This window comes from Sphingobium sp. (assembly GCF_048594625.1).
Classification (GTDB): Bacteria; Pseudomonadota; Alphaproteobacteria; order Sphingomonadales; family Sphingomonadaceae; genus Sphingobium.
Map to the genome: position 1 here is coordinate 1 of NZ_JBMDWL010000091.1, position 18,840 is coordinate 18,840.

Genomic DNA, 18,840 nt, shown 5'->3' on the forward strand with positions numbered 1-18,840 from the left:
TCATGCGCATCGATCCGCGTCACCCGCGCCGCCGTTGGTCCATGCATCGCCAGCGCTTCGAATTGCGCGACTGTCGCTGGTTCGCCCTGAACCATCGCTTCGACGCTGCCATCCATCCGGTTGCGCACCCACCCGGTCAGGCCCAGGCGTCGCGCCGTTTCGACGGTCCAGCCGCGATACCAGACGCCCTGCACCCGACCATGGATCATCAGATGGCGTGCGATCACCCGCATCACTTCACCCGCTTGATCCAGGTCTGTCCGCCTTCGCGGACTTCGGTGATGAAATTGGGGATGGCTGCGACTAGATCGGACAGCCGCTTGAAACCATAATTGCGCACGTCGAAACTGGAGCGGTTGCCCACGCGCTGGCCCACCGGACCCAGCGCCACAAAGCCGCGCTCATCCCGTTTCGCCTCATCATAGGCGTCGATCAGCAAGCGGACGACTTCATCATCCACGGCCTGTTGCGGTTGCGGGGCGGGGGCAGGGGGTGTTGCAGGCGCGGCTTTAGCGGGGGTCGCCTTTGCTGGGGCGGCCTTCTTCACCGGGGTTTTCGCAGCCATCGGAACGACCGCGGGCTTGAGCGCCGCGACATCCAGAAAACGGGTGCAGGCGCGGCGAAAGCCTTCGGGCGTATTGGCCGATCCAAAGCCGTAGACCGGAATGCCCTGTTGCCGGATGCGCGTGGCCAGCGGCGTAAAATCGCTGTCGCTGGACATCAGGCCAAAGCCATCGACCCGGCCCGACGCCATCAGGTCCATGGCATCGATCGTCATCTTCATGTCGGTGGCGTTCTTGCCCTTGGTCAGGTCGAACTGCTGCTGAGGTTCGATCGCATGGGCAACGGACAGCGCCGCCCATGTCTTGAGCGTCGTCTTGCTCCAGTTGCCATAGGCGCGGCGGATATTCACCGTTCCCAGTTCCGCCAGCACGGTCATTACCGAATCGAAATGCGCCGCCGACGCATTGTCGGCATCGATCAATAGCGCGATGTTGCCGCGCCCTTCCTGTCCGCTCGCCATGATATGCTTTCCTTCAGGCGGGCGAAAAGGCGCCGCCGTCCTCATCCAGAATATGGAGTTGCCCGTCGGCAATGGCGAAGAAGCTGCCAACCAGCTTCAATGCGCCGCTCTTTTCCTTTGCGCGCACGCAGGGGAATGTGCGCAGGTTGGCAAGGCTGACCTTCACGCCCTCCTGCTCCATGGCGCGTTCGACCTCCCGGTCGAGCTGGTCGCCATAGCGGCCGGTTACGATTTCGCGCGCGCCATCCAGCAGGCTGATCCAGTTATGCACGAACCCGCCTTCACCGGGGGGCGCGTCTTTCAGGTCCTGGCTGAGCGCCGCCTTGCACCCCCCGCATTTTCCATGACCCATGACCACAATTTCGCCGACCTTGAGCACCTGCACTGCAAATTCCAGCGCGGCCGATACGCCATGATGGCCCGGATTGGTTTCGAACGGCGGCACCAGCGCGGCGACATTGCGCACCACGAAGATTTCGCCGGGGCTGGTATCGAAAATCTGTGCGGGATCGACTCGACTGTCCGAACAGGCGATCACCATCACGCGGGGGCTTTGCCCTTCGTTCAGTTCGTCCCACCTTTCCCGCTGCTGGCTCCAGCCGGTGTCCCGGAAGCGACGATAGCCATCGATCATGTCGGCAAAGTCAGTCATGGCCGAATATGTGCCGCACAAAGACAGGACTGGCAAGAGCGGCCCGGCATCGCTATCTGGGGCGCATGACCGACATCAGCCCGATCCCCGCACCCGCCGCAACGCCCGAACGCGCCCGCAAGCCCGACTGGATTCGCGTCAAGGCGCCGACCAGCAAGGGCTATAACGAAACCCGTCAGTTGATGCGGGACAAGAAGCTGGCGACGGTGTGTGAGGAAGCGGCATGCCCGAACATCGGCGAATGCTGGACCAAGAAGCATGCCACGGTGATGATCCTGGGCGACGTGTGCACCCGCGCCTGCGCCTTCTGTAACGTCAAGACGGGGATGCCGCGCAAGGTCGATCCCAATGAACCGCAGAATCTGGCCGATGCATGCGCCGAAATGGGGCTGGAACATATCGTCATCACTTCGGTCGATCGCGACGACCTGCCCGATGGCGGTGCCTCGCAATTTGTGAAGGTGATCAAAGCGCTGCGCCGCACCACGCCGAGCACCACCATCGAAATCCTGACGCCCGATTTCCGCAACAAGCATGAACGGGCCGTGGAAATGATCGTCGCGGCGCGGCCGGACGTCTATAACCATAATCTCGAAACCGTCCCGCGCCTTTACCCGACCATCCGCCCCGGTGCGCGCTATTATGCGTCGCTGCGCCTGCTGGAAATGGTGAAGCGGCTCGATCCGTCGATCTTCACCAAGTCGGGCATCATGCTGGGTCTGGGCGAAGAACGTCTGGAAGTGCATCAGGTGATGGACGACATGCGTTCGGCCGACATCGATTTCCTGACCATGGGCCAATATCTGCAACCCACGCCCAAACATGCCAAGGTGATGGAGTTCGTCACCCCGGCGGCGTTCAACGCCTATGCGGCGATCGCGCGGGCCAAGGGTTTCCTTCAGGTCGCGTCTAGTCCGTTGACGCGCTCCAGCTATCATGCCGGCAAGGATTTCGCCGAAATGAAGGCTGCGCGCGACGCCAAGCTCGCCAAGGCGGCTTTGGCGAAGGTCTGATCGCGATATGCCCAAGCATAACGAAACGCGTCAGCTTCCCTACACGCCTGCCCAGATGTTCGACCTGGTATCGAACGTCGCGGCCTATCCCGAATTTCTGCCTTGGATTAGCGCCATTCGCGTGCGGTCCGACAGCGAAACGGAAATGGTCGCCGACATGATCGTGGGGTTCAAGGGGGTGAAGGAAAGCTTCACGTCCCGCGTCCACAAACATCGCCCGGACCGCGTCAGGGTCGATTATCTCGATGGTCCGCTCAAACATCTCCACAATGAATGGGGTTTCCGCGACGACGGGCAGGGCGGGGTGCTGGTCGATTTCGAGGTGGAGTTCGAATTCAAGAACCGCCTGTTCGAAATGCTGGCCGGGCAGTTCTTCGACAAAGCGCTGCGCAAGATGATCGGCGCGTTCGAAACCCGCGCCGCGCAGCTTTATTCGGGCGAATCGGGCAGCAGCAGTTCCAGCGCGCACAGCGCCGCCTGAAGCCGCACTCCGCCCCGACCATTATCTTCGAAATGATGCATGTCGGCTACGACCTTGTCGGGGCTGCCGCCGCGTTCGGCGCGGGCGAAGACGACGGTGCCGACCGGCTTCTGCTCGCTGCCGCCGCCCGGCCCGGCGATACCGGTGATGGCGACGGCGACATGGGCGTGGCTTTTGTTCAGCGCGCCCTGCGCCATGGCCCATGCCGTCGCGATGGACACCGCGCCGAATGTGTCCAGCACATCATGCGAAACTTTCAGAAGTTCCGCCTTCATATCATTGGAATAGGTAACGAAACCGGCTTCGAATACGTCGGATGAGCCAGCGATTTCGGTGAGGGCTGCGGACACGAGGCCCCCGGTGCAGCTTTCCGCGACAGCCACCGTTCGCCCGGCGCGGCGATTGGCGATAATGACCTTTTCGGCGAGTTCGACCAGTTGGGTCGGGAGTATCGTGTCTGGCATGGGGTCAGGATAGCGCGGGGAGGGACAGGGTGGCAACCGCCTGCGCGGCAATGCCTTCGCGCCGCCCGGCAAAGCCCAGCCGCTCGGTCGTCGTCGCCTTCACGCTGATCCGTTCCACCGGCACCGACAATATTTCCGCTATCCGTGCGCGCATGGCGTCGCGATGCGGGCCGATTTTGGGCGCTTCGCAGATGATGGTCAGGTCGACATGATCGATGACGCCGTCGCGCGCGGCCACCCGGTCGCGCGCATAAGCAAGGAAACGGTCCGACGATGCGCCCCGCCATTTCGCGTCCGATGGTGGAAAATGGCTGCCTATATCGCCGTCTGCCAGCGCGCCCAATATCGCATCGACAATGGCGTGCAGCGCGACATCGGCATCGCTGTGCCCGGCAAGGCCGCGGTCATGCGGCACCAGTACGCCGCCCAGCCAAAGCTCTTCATCCGGGGCGAGGCGATGAACGTCATATCCCATGCCGACGCGGGTGCTCCGCGGCGGCGTCATCTGCATCGCGGCGCGGGCGAAATCCTGAGGATATGTCAATTTTTCAAGCCTTTCATCGCCCTGCACCAATATGACGTCATGGCCCCATGCCTTCAAAATCGCGGCGTCATCTGTGGCTTCTCGCCGGTCGTCCCATGCGCGATGCGCCGCCAGTATCGCGTCGAAACGGAATGCCTGCGGCGTCTGCACCCTGAACAGATCGGCGCGATCCACGCCGTCGGCCATATGCCCGCCCTGTCCGCGCACCAGCGTATCCGCGACCGGCAGCACCGGCACGGCGCCTTTTGCCTGCTCCAGTCCGGCCAGCAGGCGATCCGTCACTTCATCCGGCAGGAACGGGCGGGCGGCATCATGGATCAGCACGATGTCCGCGCCACCGGCCGCCGCAATCGCCTCCAGCCCGGCGCGCACGGAACCGCGCCGACTGTCCGCCCCCGTTATGAAGGACGCCGGTCGTTCGGCCAGCAGGGATCGCGCATATTCTTCTTGCCCCGCGCCCAGAACGATATGGATGGCATCGATTGCGTCATGCGCGGCCATGGCATCATAGGCATGGGTCAACACCGCCTTGCCCACAATATCCCTGAACTGTTTGGCTGTGTCGCCACCCGCCCGGCTGCCCTGACCGGCGGCGACGATCAACGCCACGATCTTATATGTGGATGTCATGGTGCGGCGCATAGCGGGTCGGAAGATGGACCGAAAGAGGCAAGCCGACAGCGTTGGCGGCGCACCTTGCCGCCCGGCCGGTTTTCCGCTAAGGGGCTGCCTGTTTTTTAGGCAGTATTTCAAAGTCAGATCATGCGCAAAGTGTCTCCCATCTCCATCGGTCCGGTGACCATCGACATGCCGGTCGTGCTGGCGCCGATGACCGGCGTTACCGACATGCCGTTCCGTACGCTGGTCCGCCGTTATGGGTCGGGCCTCAACGTCACGGAAATGATCGCGTCCGCCGCCATGATCCGCGAAACGCGCCAGTCGCTGCAAAAGGCGGCATGGCATCCGCTGGAAGAACCGGTGTCGATGCAGCTTGCAGGCTGTTCGCCAAAGGAAATGGCCGAGGCGGCGAAGCTTAATGCCGACCGTGGGGCTGCCATCATCGACATCAATATGGGGTGTCCGGTGAAGAAGGTCGTCAATGGCGACGCAGGCAGCGCGCTGATGCGCGACCTGCCCCTTGCTGCGTCGCTGATCAAGGCGACGGTGGAGGCCGTGGACGTGCCCGTCACCGTCAAGATGCGCATGGGCTGGGATCATAGTAGCCTGAACGCTCCGGAACTCGCGCATATTGCGGAAGATCTGGGCGCAAAGCTGATCACCGTCCACGGCCGCACCCGTAATCAGATGTATAAGGGATCGGCCGACTGGGCCTTCGTGCGCAAGGTCAAGGATGCGGTGAAGCTGCCCGTCATCGTCAATGGTGACATCTGCTCGATCGAGGATGCGGACACCGCGCTGGAACAGAGCGGCGCCGATGGCGTAATGATAGGTCGCGGCGCCTATGGCCGCCCCTGGCTCATCGGTCAGGTCATGGCCTGGCTGACTGATGGTACGCGCGTTGCCGATCCTTCTCTGGCAGAGCAATATCGTGTAATCGTAGAGCATTATCACGCAATACTCGAACATTATGACAGGCATACCGGCGTCAATATGGCGCGTAAGCATATCGGCTGGTATACCAAGGGCCTGACCGGTTCCGCCGAATTCCGGAACGCCGTGAACCAGCAGCCGGACGCCGACGTCGTGCTCGACATGCTGGCCCGCTTCTATGAACCGCTGATCGCCAGCGGGCTGGATGCGGATGCCCTGCGCGCCGCTGCCCTGCGCAAGGCTGCATGACGACTTTGCTGACGACCGTCCCGCCGCTTCGGTTGCAGCAGGACGGTCCATCGCTGACCGAACAGATGACGGCGCTGCCGGTTGCGACGCTGATCGTGCGGCCGGACAATCAGATTACGGAAGCCAACGTTCGCGCCGAAACGCTGCTCAACATGGCGCGATCCGCCATCATCGGCAGCGACGTCGCGCGCACCATCCGCATTGCGGAAGCTGGCGCGCGGTTCGACATCTGGCACAGCAACAAACCGATCGCCGCCTATGACATCAAGGTTCATGCCGGGCGCACCGCCGAAATGGAGGTGGACCTGATGATCGCCCCGATCGTGGATCATGACGGATGGCGCGTGGTGTCGCTCCATGCCCAGAGCCAGGCGCGCAAGATCGGCCATCGCGGCACGTCTGGCGGTGCGCGATCGGCCATGGGGGCGGCGGCGATCCTGGCGCATGAAATCAAGAACCCGCTGTCGGGCATTCGGGGTGCCGCGCAGCTGCTGGAATCCAGTCAGGGCGGCCGCGATGCGGCGTTGACCCAGCTTATCTGCAATGAGGTCGACCGGATCGCCGCGCTGATCGACCGGATGCAGGATTTCACGACCGACCGGACGCTGGAATGCCACCCCGGCAACATCTATCCGCTGATCGATCGCGCGGCCGGAATCGCAGCTGCCGGATTTGCAAGAAATATAAAGATCATAAAACATTATGATCCATCCTTGCCATTTGCCAACATCAATGACGATGCCCTGGTGCAGGTCATGATCAACCTGCTGAAAAATGCGGCCGAAGCGTTGGAGCATGTCGAAAAGCCTCGCATTCGGGTGGAAACCGCCTTTCGCCATGGCGTGTCCGTGGTCGTCGGCGACGGCAAGGGCAGCGCGGTGCTGCCGATCGAAATTGTGATCATAGATAATGGGCCGGGCGTGCCGGAACATATTCTCGACCACCTGTTCAACCCCTTCATCACCGGCAAGCGCGACGGGCAGGGGCTGGGGCTGGCGCTGGTGGACAAGCTGGTGCGCGACATGAGCGGCTTCGTCCAATATTCCCGCGACGCCGAGGCGGGTGAATCGACCTTCCGCATCCTCCTGCCGATGGCGATGGGCTGATGGCGGCGACCGGCGCGATATTGGTGGTGGACGATGATCCGGCGATCTGCGTTGTCGTGGGAGAAGCGCTGCGGCGCCAGGGGCATCGGGTCAAGACCGCCGCTTCCATCCGCGAACGCAGCACCCTGATGGACAGTTTTACCCCGGATGTCCTCATCACGGATGTGATGCTGCCCGACGGCGACGGGCTGGATGGGGTGGCGGACATATTGGCCAACCGCCCCGACCTGAACGTCATCATCCTGTCGGCGCAGAACACATTGAATACGGCGATCCGCGCAACCGAAAAGGGCGCGTTCGAATATCTGCCAAAGCCGTTCGACCTCAATGAACTGACACGCGCCGTATCGGACGCGCTGGGCACCCGCCAAAGCCCGGAAGAACAGGGGGGAGAAGCGGGCCTGCCGCATGACGGCCTTCCTCTGGTCGGGCGCTCGCCCGCCATGCAGGAAGTCTACAGGACGATAGCCCGCGTATTGTCCAACGACCTGTCCATATTGGTGTTGGGCGAATCCGGTACGGGCAAGGAACTGGTCGCCGAAGCGATCCATAGCCTTGGCCAGCGGCGGACCAAGCCCTTCGTCGCGATCAACATGGCCGCCATTCCGCGCGAACTGATCGAGGCAGAACTCTTCGGTTATGAAAAGGGGGCCTTCACCGGCGCCCATGCCCGGACCGCAGGGAAGTTCGAACAGGCGCAGGGGGGCACATTGGTCCTCGATGAAATCGGCGACATGCCGATGGAGGCCCAGACCCGCCTCCTGCGCGTATTGCAATCCGGCGAAGTGACCACCGTTGGCGGATCGAAACCGGTAAGGGTCAATGTCCGCATCATCGCCGCCACCAACAAGGATCTGCCCCAGCTGATCGATGACGGGCGTTTCCGGCAGGATCTCTATTATCGGCTGAACGTCGTGCCGATCGCGCTGCCTGCGCTGCGCGAACGGCGGGAGGACGTCATCCTGCTCGCCCGCCATTTCCTGGAACGCGCGGCGCAGGAGGGGCTGCCCCGCAAGGCTCTGGCCGACGATGCCGCGCAGCTGCTGATGGCCTATCACTGGCCGGGCAATGTGCGCGAACTGCAAAATCTGATGCAGCGCCTGTCGGTCCTGAGCCGTGAAAATATCATCACCGGCGATATATTGCGCCACATGCTGCCCATGGATGCGGTTCCGGCCGACTATGCCGCACCGACGGATCAGCTGGCGCATGCGGTGCGCGAATGGGCCAAGCGGCAGCTGGGCGTCGGGCTGGCGCAGCCCAACCGAGCCTTGCATGACGACCTGCTGGCCGTGGTGGAGCCGATATTGTTGCAGGAAGTGCTGGCCAGCGTCGATGGCAATCAGATCCGCGCCGCCGGTCTGCTGGGCATCAATCGCAACACGCTGCGCAAGAAACTGACCGAACATGGCCTCGACCCTATGCAGCTTCGGCTGGGCGATTGATCCGCATTATCGCCGGTTCGGGATGAACCGACGATCTGCCTCGACCAGCGACAGCGTTTTAATCAAATACTGTGTTTGAACGGGCACGGTGGTTGTTGTAACAAAGCCACGATGAATGGCGCGACGACATTGCCCAAACGGGCATCGGCATGGCGACGGCAATTGCCCGCCTTCCTGCGCCATGGCCGTCTTGCGGCATTGGTGGAAGCGTTCACACTGGCCCTGTTTCTGGGCATGGCGGGGCTTACCTATTATGTGCTGTCGGGCAGCGGGCAGTCCTACACGCTGCTGACGCCGCCGATCGTAGCCCTGCTGCTGGTCGCCAATCTGGTCCCTGCCATCGCTCTGCTGATGCTGGTCGGTCGCCGTGTGGCCAAACGTCGCGCGGCCAATTCCGCCATCGGCAGCGACGGGCAATTGCACGTCCGACTCGTCGCCATCTTCTCGATCGTCGCCAGCGTCCCCATGCTGCTGGTGGTGATCTTCGCATCGCTGCTGTTTCAATATGGCGTGCAATTCTGGTTTTCGGACAGCGCCCGCGGGCTGCTCCAGAATGCCAGCGATCTGGCGCGGGGCTATTATGAACAGAATTTGCGGGAGGTCGGCGACGAAACCGTCACCATGTCGGGCGATCTGCGCGACTATCTGGGCCAGTCGAAGGTCAGCAGCCCGCAATTTGCGGAAGGCTTCATTTATCAGGTGGTGGGGCGCAAACTGAACCGGTCCGCCATTATCGAAGTGGGCAAGGACGGTATCGCCCGCACCGCCGCAACGGTCGATCCGGAAAACCGGCCAGCAGCTGAAATGCTGTCGCAACAGGTGATCAAGCGTCTGGCGGCGGGGGAAAATGTCGTCGTGCAGACCCGCCGCAATCAGATCGAGGCGGTGACGCTGCTCTATCCCGGTTCGAAAATCTATCTCTATGCCGCGCGCAATGCGGACAGCTCCTCCTTCTCCAATGTGGAGCGGGCGCAGAAAGTCCTGTCGGATTACGACCTGTTCTCGGCACAATCGCGCGCGTTGCAGCTGCGCTTCAACATCGCGCTGTTCGTTGGATCGCTGCTGCTCGTCGGGATCGCCGTCTATATCGCGCTGGCGGTGGCGGACTGGATGGTGCGCCCGGTAAACGAATTGGTGACGGCCGCCCGCCGCATTACCGCGGGCGATCTGTCCGCCCGCGTAACCGGTCCCAAATCGCGCGACGAAATCGGTACGCTGGCCGCAGCCTTCAACCGCATGACGCAAAGGCTCGAGGCGCAGACCGGCGCGCTCGTCGCCGCCAACAGCCAGCTTGATGAACGCCGTGCCTTCATCGAAGCTATTTTGTCGGGAGTCACGGCAGGTGTCCTGTCCGTCGATCTGAATGGCGTGGTGCAGCTTCTCAACAGTTCCGCAGCGGCCATATTGGTGGAGGAGGATGACGATCCGGTCGGCCGCTCGCTGGCCGAAATATCGCCCGAACTGGCTGAGTTTATCGCTTCGGATGAAGGCGCCGGGATCGTGCAGGTTCGCGCCCATGGCGATTTGCGCACGCTGGCGGTCAAATTGTCGCGTGACGCGTCCAGCCACATTCTGACCTTCGATGACATCACGCAGCAACTGTCCGACCAGCGTCGCGCCGCATGGTCCGACGTCGCGCGGCGCATTGCACATGAAATCAAGAACCCGCTGACCCCGATCCAGCTCGCCGCCGAACGGCTGCAACGCCGCTACGCCGAAGAAATACAGAGCGACAAGGCGACCTTCACACGTCTGACCGGCACGATCGTGCGGCAGGTGGGCGATCTGCGCCGTATCGTGGACGAATTTTCGTCCTTTGCGCGCATGCCAAAGCCCGTGTTCAGGCGCGAAGCCGTGGGCGACATCGCCCGCCACGCGCTGTTCCTGCACGAAGTTGCGCATCCCGACATCCGTTTCGAATATGAAGCCGGGCCGGATGATCTGGACATGGTGTGCGACCGTCGCCAATTGGGGCAGGCGTTGACGAACATCGTCAAAAATGCCGTGGAAGCCATTGAAACAAAGCCCGTTCCTGACGATGGCGGTCCGCGCGGCCATATTCATATGCGCCTGATGCAGGAGCAGGACGGGGACGTCCTCATCACCGTGCGCGACAATGGCATCGGTCTGCCGCCGGAACGTGACCGGATATTGGAACCTTATATGACGACGCGGTCGAAGGGCACCGGCCTTGGCCTGGCGATCGTCAAGAAGATTGTCGAAGAGCATCTGGGGGAGATTCGCTTCGACGATGCGCAGGGGGGCGGCGCATGCGTCACCCTGCGCTTTGCCGCAGGGGCGCTTGAAAAACTGGAAGAAGAGCAGGTTATCGCCCTGCCAAAAGGAAAAGTGACGGCCAATGGCGCTTGATATTCTGATTGTGGACGATGAAGAGGATATTCGCGATCTGGTCGCGGGCGTGCTGGAAGATGAAGGTTTCAGCACGCGGACCGCTGCGAATAGCGACAGCGCCATCGATGCGCTGGACAGTCGTCGTCCCTCGCTCATTCTGCTCGACGTCTGGTTGCAGGGGTCGCGCATGGACGGGCTTGAACTGCTCGATGAAATCAAGCGGCGGGACGCCACCATCCCGGTGCTGATGATTTCGGGCCATGGTAATATCGACACGGCCGTCGCCGCCATTCGCAAGGGCGCCGCCGACTTCATCGAAAAGCCGTTCGAGGCCGACCGTTTGCTTCATCTGGTATCGCGTGCGACCGAAACGGAGCGGCTGCGGCGCGAAAATCAGGTGCTACGCGCCCGGTTCGGGCAGGATGACGAACTGACGGGCACGTCCGCATCGATCAATGGCGTGCGCGCGACCATCAAGAAAGTGGCCGGCACCGGCAGCCGCGTCCTCATTTCCGGTCCTGCCGGCGTCGGCAAGGAAGTCGCCGCGCGCATGCTTCACAGCTGGAGCGGCAGGGCGGACTCTCCCTTCATCATCGTCGCGGCGGCGCGCATGGACCCCGACCGGGTCGAGGAGGAATTGTTCGGCGTCGAAGATCCCAGCGGCCTCGTCCGCCCCGGTTTTCTGGAACAGGCCCATGGCGGCACGCTCTATCTGGATGAAATCGCGGACATGCCGCTGACGACGCAGGGTAAGATCCTGCGCGTCCTGACGGATCAGAGCTTCACCCGCGTCGGCGGCCAGCGGCAGGTGAAGGTCGACGTCCGCGTGATTTCGTCGACGGCACTCAACCTCGCGATCGAAATAGAGGAACGGCGTTTCCGCGAAGACCTCTTCTATCGTCTGAACGTCGTTCCGCTCGCCATCCCGCCGCTGGCGGAGCGCCGGGACGATATTCCCCCGCTGGTCGACCATTATCTCGCCCGCTTCGCTGCCGAACGACGCGTCCATGCGCCCGAAATCGCCAGTGACGCCATGGCGGCATTGCAGGCCAATGAATGGCCGGGCAATGTGCGCCAGCTCCGCAACGTGATCGAACGCACGATGATCCTGGCGCCGGGCGACCGGATCGGCCGGATCGAACTCGACATGCTGCCCGCCGAACTGACCAGCGGCGGGGGCGGGGACGGCATGGGCCAGTCCGCCATCATGGGTGCGCCGCTGCGCGAAGCCCGCGAAAGTTTCGAACGCGAATATCTGCGTATCCAGATACGGCGTTTTTCCGGGAACATATCGCGCACCGCGACATTCATCGGCATGGAACGATCCGCGCTGCACCGCAAGCTCAAGCTGCTGGGTATTACGGAGGACAAGGACTAATGGCGAAGCGACAGGGGTAATCAATCGATTGCCGGACTTTTGCCAAAGCGCATCTCGGCCATGGACGCCCCTTCGCAATTGCGATAGGATCGCAGCCGCTCCCGACAGGCGGGGGCGGGCAAGACATTCTGCTTAAGAATGCAAGAGCGGGTAACGTCCCGCCAAAAAAAGGACTGGCGACGACCATGGCCGACAAAGTAAACAACCTTCAGGATATTTTCCTCAACAGCCTGCGCAAGAGCAAGACCCCGGTGACCATGTTCCTGGTCAAGGGCGTGAAGTTGCAGGGCATCATCACCTGGTTCGACAATTTTTCCGTGCTGCTGCGCCGCGATGGCCAGTCGCAACTGGTCTACAAGCATGCGATTTCGACCGTCATGCCGGCCGCGTCGATGGACCTGACCGAATTGCGCAAGTCCAGCGATGGCAATGGCAGATCGAAGCTGTTGCAGGAAATCTTCCTGTCGGCGGTCCGCAAATCGGGCAGCCCGGTCACAATGTTCCTCGTCAACGGCGTTATGCTTCAGGGCGAAATCGCTGCATTCGACCTGTTCTGCATGCTGCTGGAACGCGATGGCATGGTGCAGCTGGTCTATAAACACGCCATTTCCACGGTCCAGCCGCTACACGCGCTCGACCTGACCGGCGAAAACGAACAGGACGACTGATCGTCTCTCTGGCGCCCGGTCTTCCCCATGGTGGACCGGCCCGCCGCAAGATGCTCTAAACATTCATGGCCATATTCAACCGCGACTCCGATGATGAAGTGGCGCGCGGCGCGCGCGCCGTCGTCGTCCATGCCGAAACCCATAATGCGGATCGCCGCGACAGCGACGCCCGGCTGGAGGAAGCGCGCGGTCTGGCGCTCGCCATCGGCATCGACGTGCGCGCGGCGCAGGCGTTTCGCGTTCGCGACCGTAAGCCCGCAACCCTGTTCGGCAGCGGTCAGGTGGATCAGATCGCGACCCTCGCCCGACAGGAAGAGGCCGAACTCATCATCATCGACAACAGCCTGTCGCCGGTCCAGCAGAGCAATCTGGAAAAGGCGTGCGAGGCGAAGGTGATCGATCGCACCGGTCTGATCCTCGAAATTTTCGGCGAACGTGCCGCCACCAACGAGGGGCGCCTGCAGGTCGAACTCGCCCATCTCGACTATCAGGCCGGGCGACTGGTGCGCAGTTGGACCCACCTTGAGCGGCAACGCGGCGGCTTCGGCTTCCTGGGTGGTCCGGGCGAAACTCAGATAGAGGCGGACAGGCGCATGATCCGCGATCGCATGGCGAAAATCCGCCGCGAGCTGGATCAGGTGACGAAGACGCGCGGCCTGCACCGGGCCAGACGGCAACGTGCCCCGTGGCCGGTCATCGCGCTGGTCGGCTATACGAACGCCGGAAAATCAACGCTTTTCAATCGCCTGACCGGCGCTGACGTCATGGCGGAAGATCTGCTCTTCGCCACGCTGGACCCCACCATGCGCCAGATCGCGCTGCCGGGTTTGGACAAGGCGATCCTGTCCGACACCGTGGGCTTCGTGTCCGATCTGCCGACGCAGCTGATCGCCGCATTTCGCGCGACGCTGGAAGAAGTGCTGTCGGCCGACCTCATCGTGCATGTGCGTGACATCGCCCATCCCGATAGCGATGCGCAGCGTGACGATGTTCTCGACGTTCTGGGCGAACTCGGCGTGGCCGGGGAAGCGGCGTTGGACCGCGGGGAGGGGGAGCCGGAACCGCCGCCGATATTGGAGGCGTGGAACAAGCTCGATCTGCTGAACGGGGAAGACGCCGCCATCGTCCGTGAAACGGCGGCGCGCCGTGACGATGTGGTGATCCTGTCCGCCCTGACCGGGGAGGGCGTCGACCTGCTTCAGCGCACGATCAGCGACCACATGACCCGCGGGGCAAAAGTCTATGGCCTGCGCATTCCCGTGTCGGACGGTGCGACGCTCGCCTGGCTCCACGAACATGGCGAAGTTCTTTCGACGCAGGTCGAAGGCGAGGAAAGCCGCATCGACGTTCGCCTGTCCGATGCGGCTTTCTCGCGATATTCGAAACGCGCGGAGCGGTAGTCAGCCCGTAACGGCGAAAGCCAGGATCAGGCAGACGCCTCGTCCGATGGGGGGCCTGCGTTGCCCAGACGTTTAGCGCGCTGCCACAATGCTTCCTTCTCCTCCAGGGAGAGGGTGACGAAGGCATCTCCCGCCATATTTTCCATGGCGCGAAACCGCCTGTCGAATTTTCCGTTGGCTTTGCGCAATGCGGTTTCGGGATCGATCTTCAGATGCCGGGCCAGATTGACGACGGAAAATAGCAGGTCGCCGATTTCCTCTTCCTTATGCTGCTGCGTAACCGCGCTGCGCACCTCTTCCAGTTCTTCAAGGATTTTGTTGACGGCTCCGGCGGTATCGGGCCAGTCAAATCCGGTACGGGCGGCGCGCTTCTGTAATTTTTCGGCGCGCAGCAACGCGGGCAGGGCGCTCGCCACGCCCGCCAGAGCGCTGGGATCAGGGTCTTTCTCGGCCCGTTCGGCGGCCTTTATGGCTTCCCACTGGGCATGGCCATCTTCCCGGCGGGCACCTTCGCCAAAGACATGCGGATGGCGTCGGACCATCTTCGCGGTGATTGCGTCGACCACATCCTGCAACCCGAAATGCCCGGCCTGTTCCGCCATGCGGCTGTGAAAGGCGACTTGCAGCAACAGGTCGCCCAGCTCGTCGCGCAGCGCGTCCATGTCCTGTCGCTCGATGGCATCGGCCACTTCATAGGCTTCCTCGATGGTGTAGGGCGCGATGGATGCGAAATCCTGCGCGATGTCCCATGGGCAACCGGTGTCCGGATCGCGCAACTGCGCCATCACTTGGGCTAACGGCATGATGTCGGCGGGACTGGCTTTGGACATGGTCACCTGATGCGAATGGAATGCGTATGGATGAGGAGATTGCGATAGGGTCTGAACAACATGCTGGCCAGCCCAATTGCCAACAATGATTATGGTCGATAATATATATTATGTTAAATCACTAACCCCGATCCGGCCGCCAACACCCATTGCTCATGATTGTCACCTTCGCTGTTTCTTTTGCCGTTCAGTCTTCCTGAATCTGGCTATGTTTCGCGGTATCGCGCATCCGGACATAGACGATCAGCGATATGGCGATCATCACCGTGACATAGACGTAAAATGCCTGTTCAATCCCGGCCTGCTTGAACCACAGCGCGACAAACTCTGCCGTGCCCCCGAACAATGTATTGGCCAGCGCATAAGGCAGCGCCACGCCCAATGCCCGGATATGCGCGGGAAACAGCTCCGCCTTCACGACCGCGTTGATCGATGTGTAGCCGGTCACGATGATCAGCCCGGCCATCACCAGCAATCCGGCAACCACCGGATCTTTTGTCACCGCCAGCGTGGTGAAGATCGGATATGTTCCCAACACGCCCAGCACGCCAAAGCCGATCATCAGCGGCTTGCGCCCGATCCTGTCGGACAAAGCGCCCGCAACCGGCTGCAACAACATGAACAGGAACAGCGTTACCGCGTTGATCTGCGACGCAAGTTCGCGGCTTAACCCGCTGGTGTTCACCAGGAATTTCTGCATGTAGATGCTATAGGCGTAAAAAGCGATCGTCCCGCCCGCGGTCAGCAGCATCACCGTTGACGTTTCGCGCGGGTGGTTGCTGATCAGCTCGACAAAGCCCGATCTGGGCGCGCCCTGTGCCTTGGCCACGGCATAGCTTTGCGTTTCGGCAAGGCCGCGCCGCAACCAGAAGACGATGATGGCCAGCGCGCCACCGATGAAAAACGGAATACGCCATCCCCATGCATCCAGCTGCGCCTCGCTCAACAGCGCCTGAAGCAGCAGCAGGACGCAAATCGCCACTAATTGTCCCGCGATCAGCGTGACATATTGGAAACTGGAGAAGAAACCGCGCCGGTTCCGGCCCGCCATTTCGGACAGATAGGTTGCGCTGGCGCCATATTCGCCGCCGATGGACAGCCCTTGCATCAGCCGCGCCAGAACCAGCAGCATGGGCGCCGCGACGCCGATCGTCTCATAACCCGGCGTCACCGCGATCAGCAGCGATCCGGCACACATCAAAGCGACCGATAGTGTCAGACCGCTCTTGCGGCCATGGCGATCGGCATACATGCCCATCAGCCACGCGCCGATCGGCCGCATCAGAAAGCCGACCGCGAATATCCCGGCGGCGCTCAGCAGCTGCGCCGTGCGGTCTTCGCTGGGAAAGAAATGTGGCGCGAAATATAGGGTGAAGGCGGCATAGGCATACCAGTCATACCATTCGACCAGATTGCCGGTCGATCCGCCGATAATGGCCTTCAACCGCTGCGACTGCGTCGGCGCGGCCTGCTTCGCCATCTCCGCGCTCATGGCGTCAGCACCATGTCGCCATTCTGGACGCCCCAGCTTTTCAGCCGCGAAAGCATGTTCATGCCGATGACGTTAACCTCTCCAAAGGCCGGGGATATGACGACCGGCAGGTCGCTTGCCGAAATGGGACCGATATTCAGGGTCGCGATGCTGGACCGTTTCGCCTCCACCTTGCCATTGGCGGTGGTCATGATGACGCCCGGCGCGCCCAGTTCGTAATTCAGGCCAGCCGCCCGCGCCGTTCCTTCGGACAGGGCTGTGATGGTCGCGCCGCTGTCGATCAGGAAACGGGCGGGCGTGCCGTTGATGGTCGCCTCCACCCAATAATGGCCGTCCGGCGCGACCGGAATGCGCAGCGCCTGCCCCTGCGTCGTAGCGATCGGAACAGCGGCAGGACTATCCTGTGGTGCAGCGACGCCCCCCTGCTCTGCCCAGCGTCCGGTCAGCCACCCCTGCCCCTGCGCAAATGTGAAAAGGCCCAGCAATCCCGCGAATATCACGACCCACAGCAACGCCATGCGCATCATCGCGCCCCACGCCATCCGCCGTCCGATCAATGAAGAGGCGACGAGGACGATCGCCAGCACATACCAGAGGGTGGATGCTGCCTGATCGCCGCCTTCCATCAGACCCCCTGCTCCTTCGCGCTCAATTCGACCACCAGCCCGTCATAGCCCGGCTCCACGCCGTTGGGCAGCGTACGACATAATGTCGCATAGTCCATGCTCTGATCCATATGGGTCAATATGGCGCGGCCTGGCCGCGTCGCCGCGATCCCATCCAGCGTCATGGCCAGGTGCGCATGGGTCGGGTGCGGCTGTTCGCGCAGGGCATCCACGACCCACAGGTCCAGCCCGTCATACAGCGCCAGCATGTCCGGCGTCAGGGCATGGAAATCGGTCGCATAGCCGATCGATCGCCCGCCATGACCGAAGCGAAAGCCGGTCGAGAAAATTTCGCCATGCGGCTGATCCACACAGGCGACGTCGATGTCGCCGATCCGCAATCCGTCGGGCAGCATATGGGGCACGATGGTCGGGTGATAACCGTTGCGCCCTTCGAACGCATAGGCGAACCGCTGACCCAGCAATTTCAGCGTCTGCGCCCGCGCATAACCGGGTACGGGCGTACGCCGGTGATGGAACAGCTGGCGCACGTCGTCTATGCCATGGCTGTGATCGGCATGGTCGTGGGTCCACAAAATCGCATCGATCTGAACGACGTTCGCGGCCAGCAGCTGCTCACGCATATCGGGCGACGTATCCACCAATATACGGGTCGTGGGGCTTTCCACCAATATCGACACCCGCGTCCGCCGGTTCTTCGGCTCAGCGGGATCGCACGCGCCCCAGTCATTGCCGATCCGGGGCACGCCCGAAGACGTGCCGGACCCCAGCACCGTGAGCTTCAGGCTCATGCGACCTTCGAAAAGAGCGCGCGGAAATTCGCCGAAGTCGCCGCCGCCAGTTCTTCCACGCTTTCGCCGCGCAGGTTGGCCAGGAATTTGGCGGTATCCGCGACATAGGCCGGCTCACATGGCTTGCCCCGATGCGGCACCGGCGCAAGGAAAGGCGAATCCGTTTCGACCAGCAACCGCCCGATCGGCAGGCGAGCCGCCGTTTCCTGCAAATCCTTCGCGCTCTTGAACGTCACGATGCCCGAAATGCTGATGTAGAAACCAAGCTCCATCGCCGCGTCGGCAAAGGCGCCGCTGGCGGTAAAGCAATGGATCACGCCGCTGTACGGCCCCGCCTCCATTTCATCCCGCATGATGCGCAGCGTATCGTCTTCGGCGTCGCGGGTATGGACGATCAGCGGCAGGCCCGTCTCCCGACAGGCGGCGATGTGGGATCGAAAGCTCTTTTGCTGCCGTTCCCGGTCGCTATGGTCGTAATAATAATCGAGGCCCGTTTCACCGATGCCGACGACCCGTGGATGCGCCGCCCGTTCGACCAGCTTGGCCGTATCGACATGGGGATGTTCGTCCGCCTCATGCGGATGAATGCCCACCGTCGCCCACACATCCTGCTCGCGCACGGCGGTGTCCAGCACCGCGTCCCACTCGCTTTCGCGGGTTGCGATATTCAGCATCAACCCGACGCCAGCGGCGCGCGACCGTTCCAGCACATTGGCCTGATCCTCGATCAGGCCCTTGTAATTCAGATGGCAATGGCTGTCGATCAGCATGGGG

At 62.2% G+C, this 18,840-nt stretch carries 19 protein-coding genes; 9 read left to right on the top strand and 10 right to left on the bottom strand.

The window, feature by feature from the left end; translation table 11 throughout:
• The 3 genes from ACOJSJ_RS11090 to ACOJSJ_RS11100 all read right to left on the bottom strand — a co-directional run.
• Positions 1 to 233, bottom strand: a 233-nt coding sequence (locus ACOJSJ_RS11090; RefSeq protein WP_420145040.1) for an acylphosphatase, incomplete at its 3' end; no start/stop codon positions are given.
• On the bottom strand, positions 233 to 1,024 hold the full coding sequence (locus ACOJSJ_RS11095; RefSeq protein ID WP_420145041.1) for an NYN domain-containing protein: 792 nt from the start codon (positions 1,022 to 1,024) through the stop codon (positions 233 to 235). The genes ACOJSJ_RS11090 and ACOJSJ_RS11095, both read right to left, overlap by 1 nt.
• 13 nt (positions 1,025 to 1,037) lie before the next feature.
• Positions 1,038 to 1,676, bottom strand: coding sequence for a carbonic anhydrase (locus ACOJSJ_RS11100; protein ID WP_420145042.1), 639 nt, complete (start codon positions 1,674 to 1,676; stop codon positions 1,038 to 1,040).
• A gap of 8 nt (positions 1,677 to 1,684) precedes the next feature.
• On the opposite strand from ACOJSJ_RS11100, the gene lipA reads away from it, so the two are divergent.
• Positions 1,685 to 2,689: a lipoyl synthase gene (lipA, locus tag ACOJSJ_RS11105; protein WP_420145043.1), complete on the top strand. Its 1,005-nt coding sequence runs from the start codon at positions 1,685 to 1,687 to the stop codon at positions 2,687 to 2,689.
• 7 nt (positions 2,690 to 2,696) lie between these two features.
• Positions 2,697 to 3,170 carry a type II toxin-antitoxin system RatA family toxin gene (locus ACOJSJ_RS11110; RefSeq protein WP_420145044.1) on the top strand — a complete coding sequence of 158 codons (474 nt, stop codon included), beginning with the start codon at positions 2,697 to 2,699 and terminating at the stop codon, positions 3,168 to 3,170.
• Here the strand turns inward: ACOJSJ_RS11110 and ACOJSJ_RS11115 are convergent.
• Both ACOJSJ_RS11115 and ACOJSJ_RS11120 read right to left on the bottom strand, forming a co-directional pair.
• A complete protein-coding gene (locus tag ACOJSJ_RS11115; protein ID WP_420145045.1) occupies positions 3,119 to 3,634 on the bottom strand; it encodes a CinA family protein in 516 nt (171 codons plus the stop codon). The two genes, ACOJSJ_RS11110 and ACOJSJ_RS11115, sit on opposite strands and share 52 nt — an antisense overlap.
• Before the next feature lie 4 nt (positions 3,635 to 3,638).
• Positions 3,639 to 4,820, bottom strand: coding sequence for a bifunctional 2-C-methyl-D-erythritol 4-phosphate cytidylyltransferase/2-C-methyl-D-erythritol 2,4-cyclodiphosphate synthase (locus ACOJSJ_RS11120; protein WP_420145046.1), 1,182 nt, complete (start codon positions 4,818 to 4,820; stop codon positions 3,639 to 3,641).
• A gap of 120 nt (positions 4,821 to 4,940) precedes the next feature.
• Between ACOJSJ_RS11120 and dusB the strand changes: the two genes are divergently transcribed.
• The 7 genes from dusB to hflX all read left to right on the top strand — a co-directional run bounded on the left by dusB (position 4,941) and on the right by hflX (position 14,327).
• Complete coding sequence (gene dusB / locus ACOJSJ_RS11125) at positions 4,941 to 5,978, top strand: tRNA dihydrouridine synthase DusB (RefSeq protein ID WP_420145047.1); 1,038 nt, start codon at positions 4,941 to 4,943, stop codon at positions 5,976 to 5,978.
• A complete protein-coding gene (locus tag ACOJSJ_RS11130) occupies positions 5,975 to 7,084 on the top strand; it encodes a two-component system sensor histidine kinase NtrB (RefSeq protein WP_420145048.1) in 1,110 nt (369 codons plus the stop codon). Before dusB ends, ACOJSJ_RS11130 begins: the two co-directional genes overlap by 4 nt.
• The gene (ntrC, locus tag ACOJSJ_RS11135; protein ID WP_420145049.1) at positions 7,084 to 8,529 is read left to right on the top strand and encodes a nitrogen regulation protein NR(I); all 1,446 of its coding nucleotides are present in this window, start codon (positions 7,084 to 7,086) and stop codon (positions 8,527 to 8,529) included. Before ACOJSJ_RS11130 ends, ntrC begins: the two co-directional genes overlap by 1 nt.
• A 111-nt stretch (positions 8,530 to 8,640) precedes the next feature.
• Complete coding sequence (locus ACOJSJ_RS11140; RefSeq protein ID WP_420145050.1) at positions 8,641 to 10,899, top strand: ATP-binding protein; 2,259 nt, start codon at positions 8,641 to 8,643, stop codon at positions 10,897 to 10,899.
• Positions 10,889 to 12,259 carry a sigma-54-dependent transcriptional regulator gene (locus tag ACOJSJ_RS11145; RefSeq protein WP_420145051.1) on the top strand — a complete coding sequence of 457 codons (1,371 nt, stop codon included), beginning with the start codon at positions 10,889 to 10,891 and terminating at the stop codon, positions 12,257 to 12,259. Before ACOJSJ_RS11140 ends, ACOJSJ_RS11145 begins: the two co-directional genes overlap by 11 nt.
• A 128-nt stretch (positions 12,260 to 12,387) precedes the next feature.
• Positions 12,388 to 12,927, top strand: coding sequence for an RNA chaperone Hfq (gene hfq / locus ACOJSJ_RS11150; RefSeq protein ID WP_420145073.1), 540 nt, complete (start codon positions 12,388 to 12,390; stop codon positions 12,925 to 12,927).
• A gap of 65 nt (positions 12,928 to 12,992) precedes the next feature.
• Entirely contained in the window at positions 12,993 to 14,327 is a 1,335-nt protein-coding gene (gene hflX, locus ACOJSJ_RS11155) for a GTPase HflX (protein WP_420145052.1), read from the top strand.
• A 26-nt stretch (positions 14,328 to 14,353) separates the two neighbouring features.
• On the opposite strand, the gene mazG is transcribed toward hflX, so the two are convergent.
• The 5 genes from mazG to ACOJSJ_RS11180 all read right to left on the bottom strand — a co-directional run bounded on the left by mazG (position 14,354) and on the right by ACOJSJ_RS11180 (position 18,836).
• Positions 14,354 to 15,157, bottom strand: a complete 804-nt coding sequence (gene mazG, locus ACOJSJ_RS11160; protein ID WP_420145053.1) for a nucleoside triphosphate pyrophosphohydrolase — start codon at positions 15,155 to 15,157, stop codon at positions 14,354 to 14,356.
• A 187-nt stretch (positions 15,158 to 15,344) separates the two neighbouring features.
• Positions 15,345 to 16,649: an MFS transporter gene (locus ACOJSJ_RS11165; RefSeq protein WP_420145054.1), complete on the bottom strand. Its 1,305-nt coding sequence runs from the start codon at positions 16,647 to 16,649 to the stop codon at positions 15,345 to 15,347.
• The gene (locus ACOJSJ_RS11170; protein WP_420145055.1) at positions 16,646 to 17,275 is read right to left on the bottom strand and encodes a retropepsin-like aspartic protease family protein; all 630 of its coding nucleotides are present in this window, start codon (positions 17,273 to 17,275) and stop codon (positions 16,646 to 16,648) included. Before ACOJSJ_RS11170 ends, ACOJSJ_RS11165 begins: the two co-directional genes overlap by 4 nt.
• Positions 17,275 to 18,066 (bottom strand): MBL fold metallo-hydrolase, encoded by a 792-nt coding sequence (locus tag ACOJSJ_RS11175; protein WP_420145056.1) that lies wholly within the window; start codon positions 18,064 to 18,066, stop codon positions 17,275 to 17,277. Before ACOJSJ_RS11175 ends, ACOJSJ_RS11170 begins: the two co-directional genes overlap by 1 nt.
• The gene (locus tag ACOJSJ_RS11180) at positions 18,063 to 18,836 is read right to left on the bottom strand and encodes a TatD family hydrolase (RefSeq protein WP_420145057.1); all 774 of its coding nucleotides are present in this window, start codon (positions 18,834 to 18,836) and stop codon (positions 18,063 to 18,065) included. Before ACOJSJ_RS11180 ends, ACOJSJ_RS11175 begins: the two co-directional genes overlap by 4 nt.
• Between the last annotated feature and the right edge of the window lie 4 nt (positions 18,837 to 18,840).

Coding starts and splice junctions, on each gene's coding strand:
- ACOJSJ_RS11095 (WP_420145041.1), bottom strand. CDS start 1,024: ATGGCGAGCGGACAGGAAGGGCGCGGCAACATCGCGCTATTGATCGAT.
- ACOJSJ_RS11100 (WP_420145042.1), bottom strand. CDS start 1,676: ATGACTGACTTTGCCGACATGATCGATGGCTATCGTCGCTTCCGGGAC.
- lipA (WP_420145043.1), top strand. CDS start 1,685: ATGTGCCGCACAAAGACAGGACTGGCAAGAGCGGCCCGGCATCGCTAT.
- ACOJSJ_RS11110 (WP_420145044.1), top strand. CDS start 2,697: ATGCCCAAGCATAACGAAACGCGTCAGCTTCCCTACACGCCTGCCCAG.
- ACOJSJ_RS11115 (WP_420145045.1), bottom strand. CDS start 3,634: ATGCCAGACACGATACTCCCGACCCAACTGGTCGAACTCGCCGAAAAG.
- ACOJSJ_RS11120 (WP_420145046.1), bottom strand. CDS start 4,820: ATGCGCCGCACCATGACATCCACATATAAGATCGTGGCGTTGATCGTC.
- dusB (WP_420145047.1), top strand. CDS start 4,941: ATGCGCAAAGTGTCTCCCATCTCCATCGGTCCGGTGACCATCGACATG.
- ACOJSJ_RS11130 (WP_420145048.1), top strand. CDS start 5,975: ATGACGACTTTGCTGACGACCGTCCCGCCGCTTCGGTTGCAGCAGGAC.
- ntrC (WP_420145049.1), top strand. CDS start 7,084: ATGGCGGCGACCGGCGCGATATTGGTGGTGGACGATGATCCGGCGATC.
- ACOJSJ_RS11140 (WP_420145050.1), top strand. CDS start 8,641: ATGAATGGCGCGACGACATTGCCCAAACGGGCATCGGCATGGCGACGG.
- ACOJSJ_RS11145 (WP_420145051.1), top strand. CDS start 10,889: ATGGCGCTTGATATTCTGATTGTGGACGATGAAGAGGATATTCGCGAT.
- hflX (WP_420145052.1), top strand. CDS start 12,993: ATGGCCATATTCAACCGCGACTCCGATGATGAAGTGGCGCGCGGCGCG.
- mazG (WP_420145053.1), bottom strand. CDS start 15,157: ATGTCCAAAGCCAGTCCCGCCGACATCATGCCGTTAGCCCAAGTGATG.
- ACOJSJ_RS11165 (WP_420145054.1), bottom strand. CDS start 16,649: ATGAGCGCGGAGATGGCGAAGCAGGCCGCGCCGACGCAGTCGCAGCGG.
- ACOJSJ_RS11170 (WP_420145055.1), bottom strand. CDS start 17,275: ATGGAAGGCGGCGATCAGGCAGCATCCACCCTCTGGTATGTGCTGGCG.
- ACOJSJ_RS11175 (WP_420145056.1), bottom strand. CDS start 18,066: ATGAGCCTGAAGCTCACGGTGCTGGGGTCCGGCACGTCTTCGGGCGTG.
- ACOJSJ_RS11180 (WP_420145057.1), bottom strand. CDS start 18,836: ATGCTGATCGACAGCCATTGCCATCTGAATTACAAGGGCCTGATCGAG.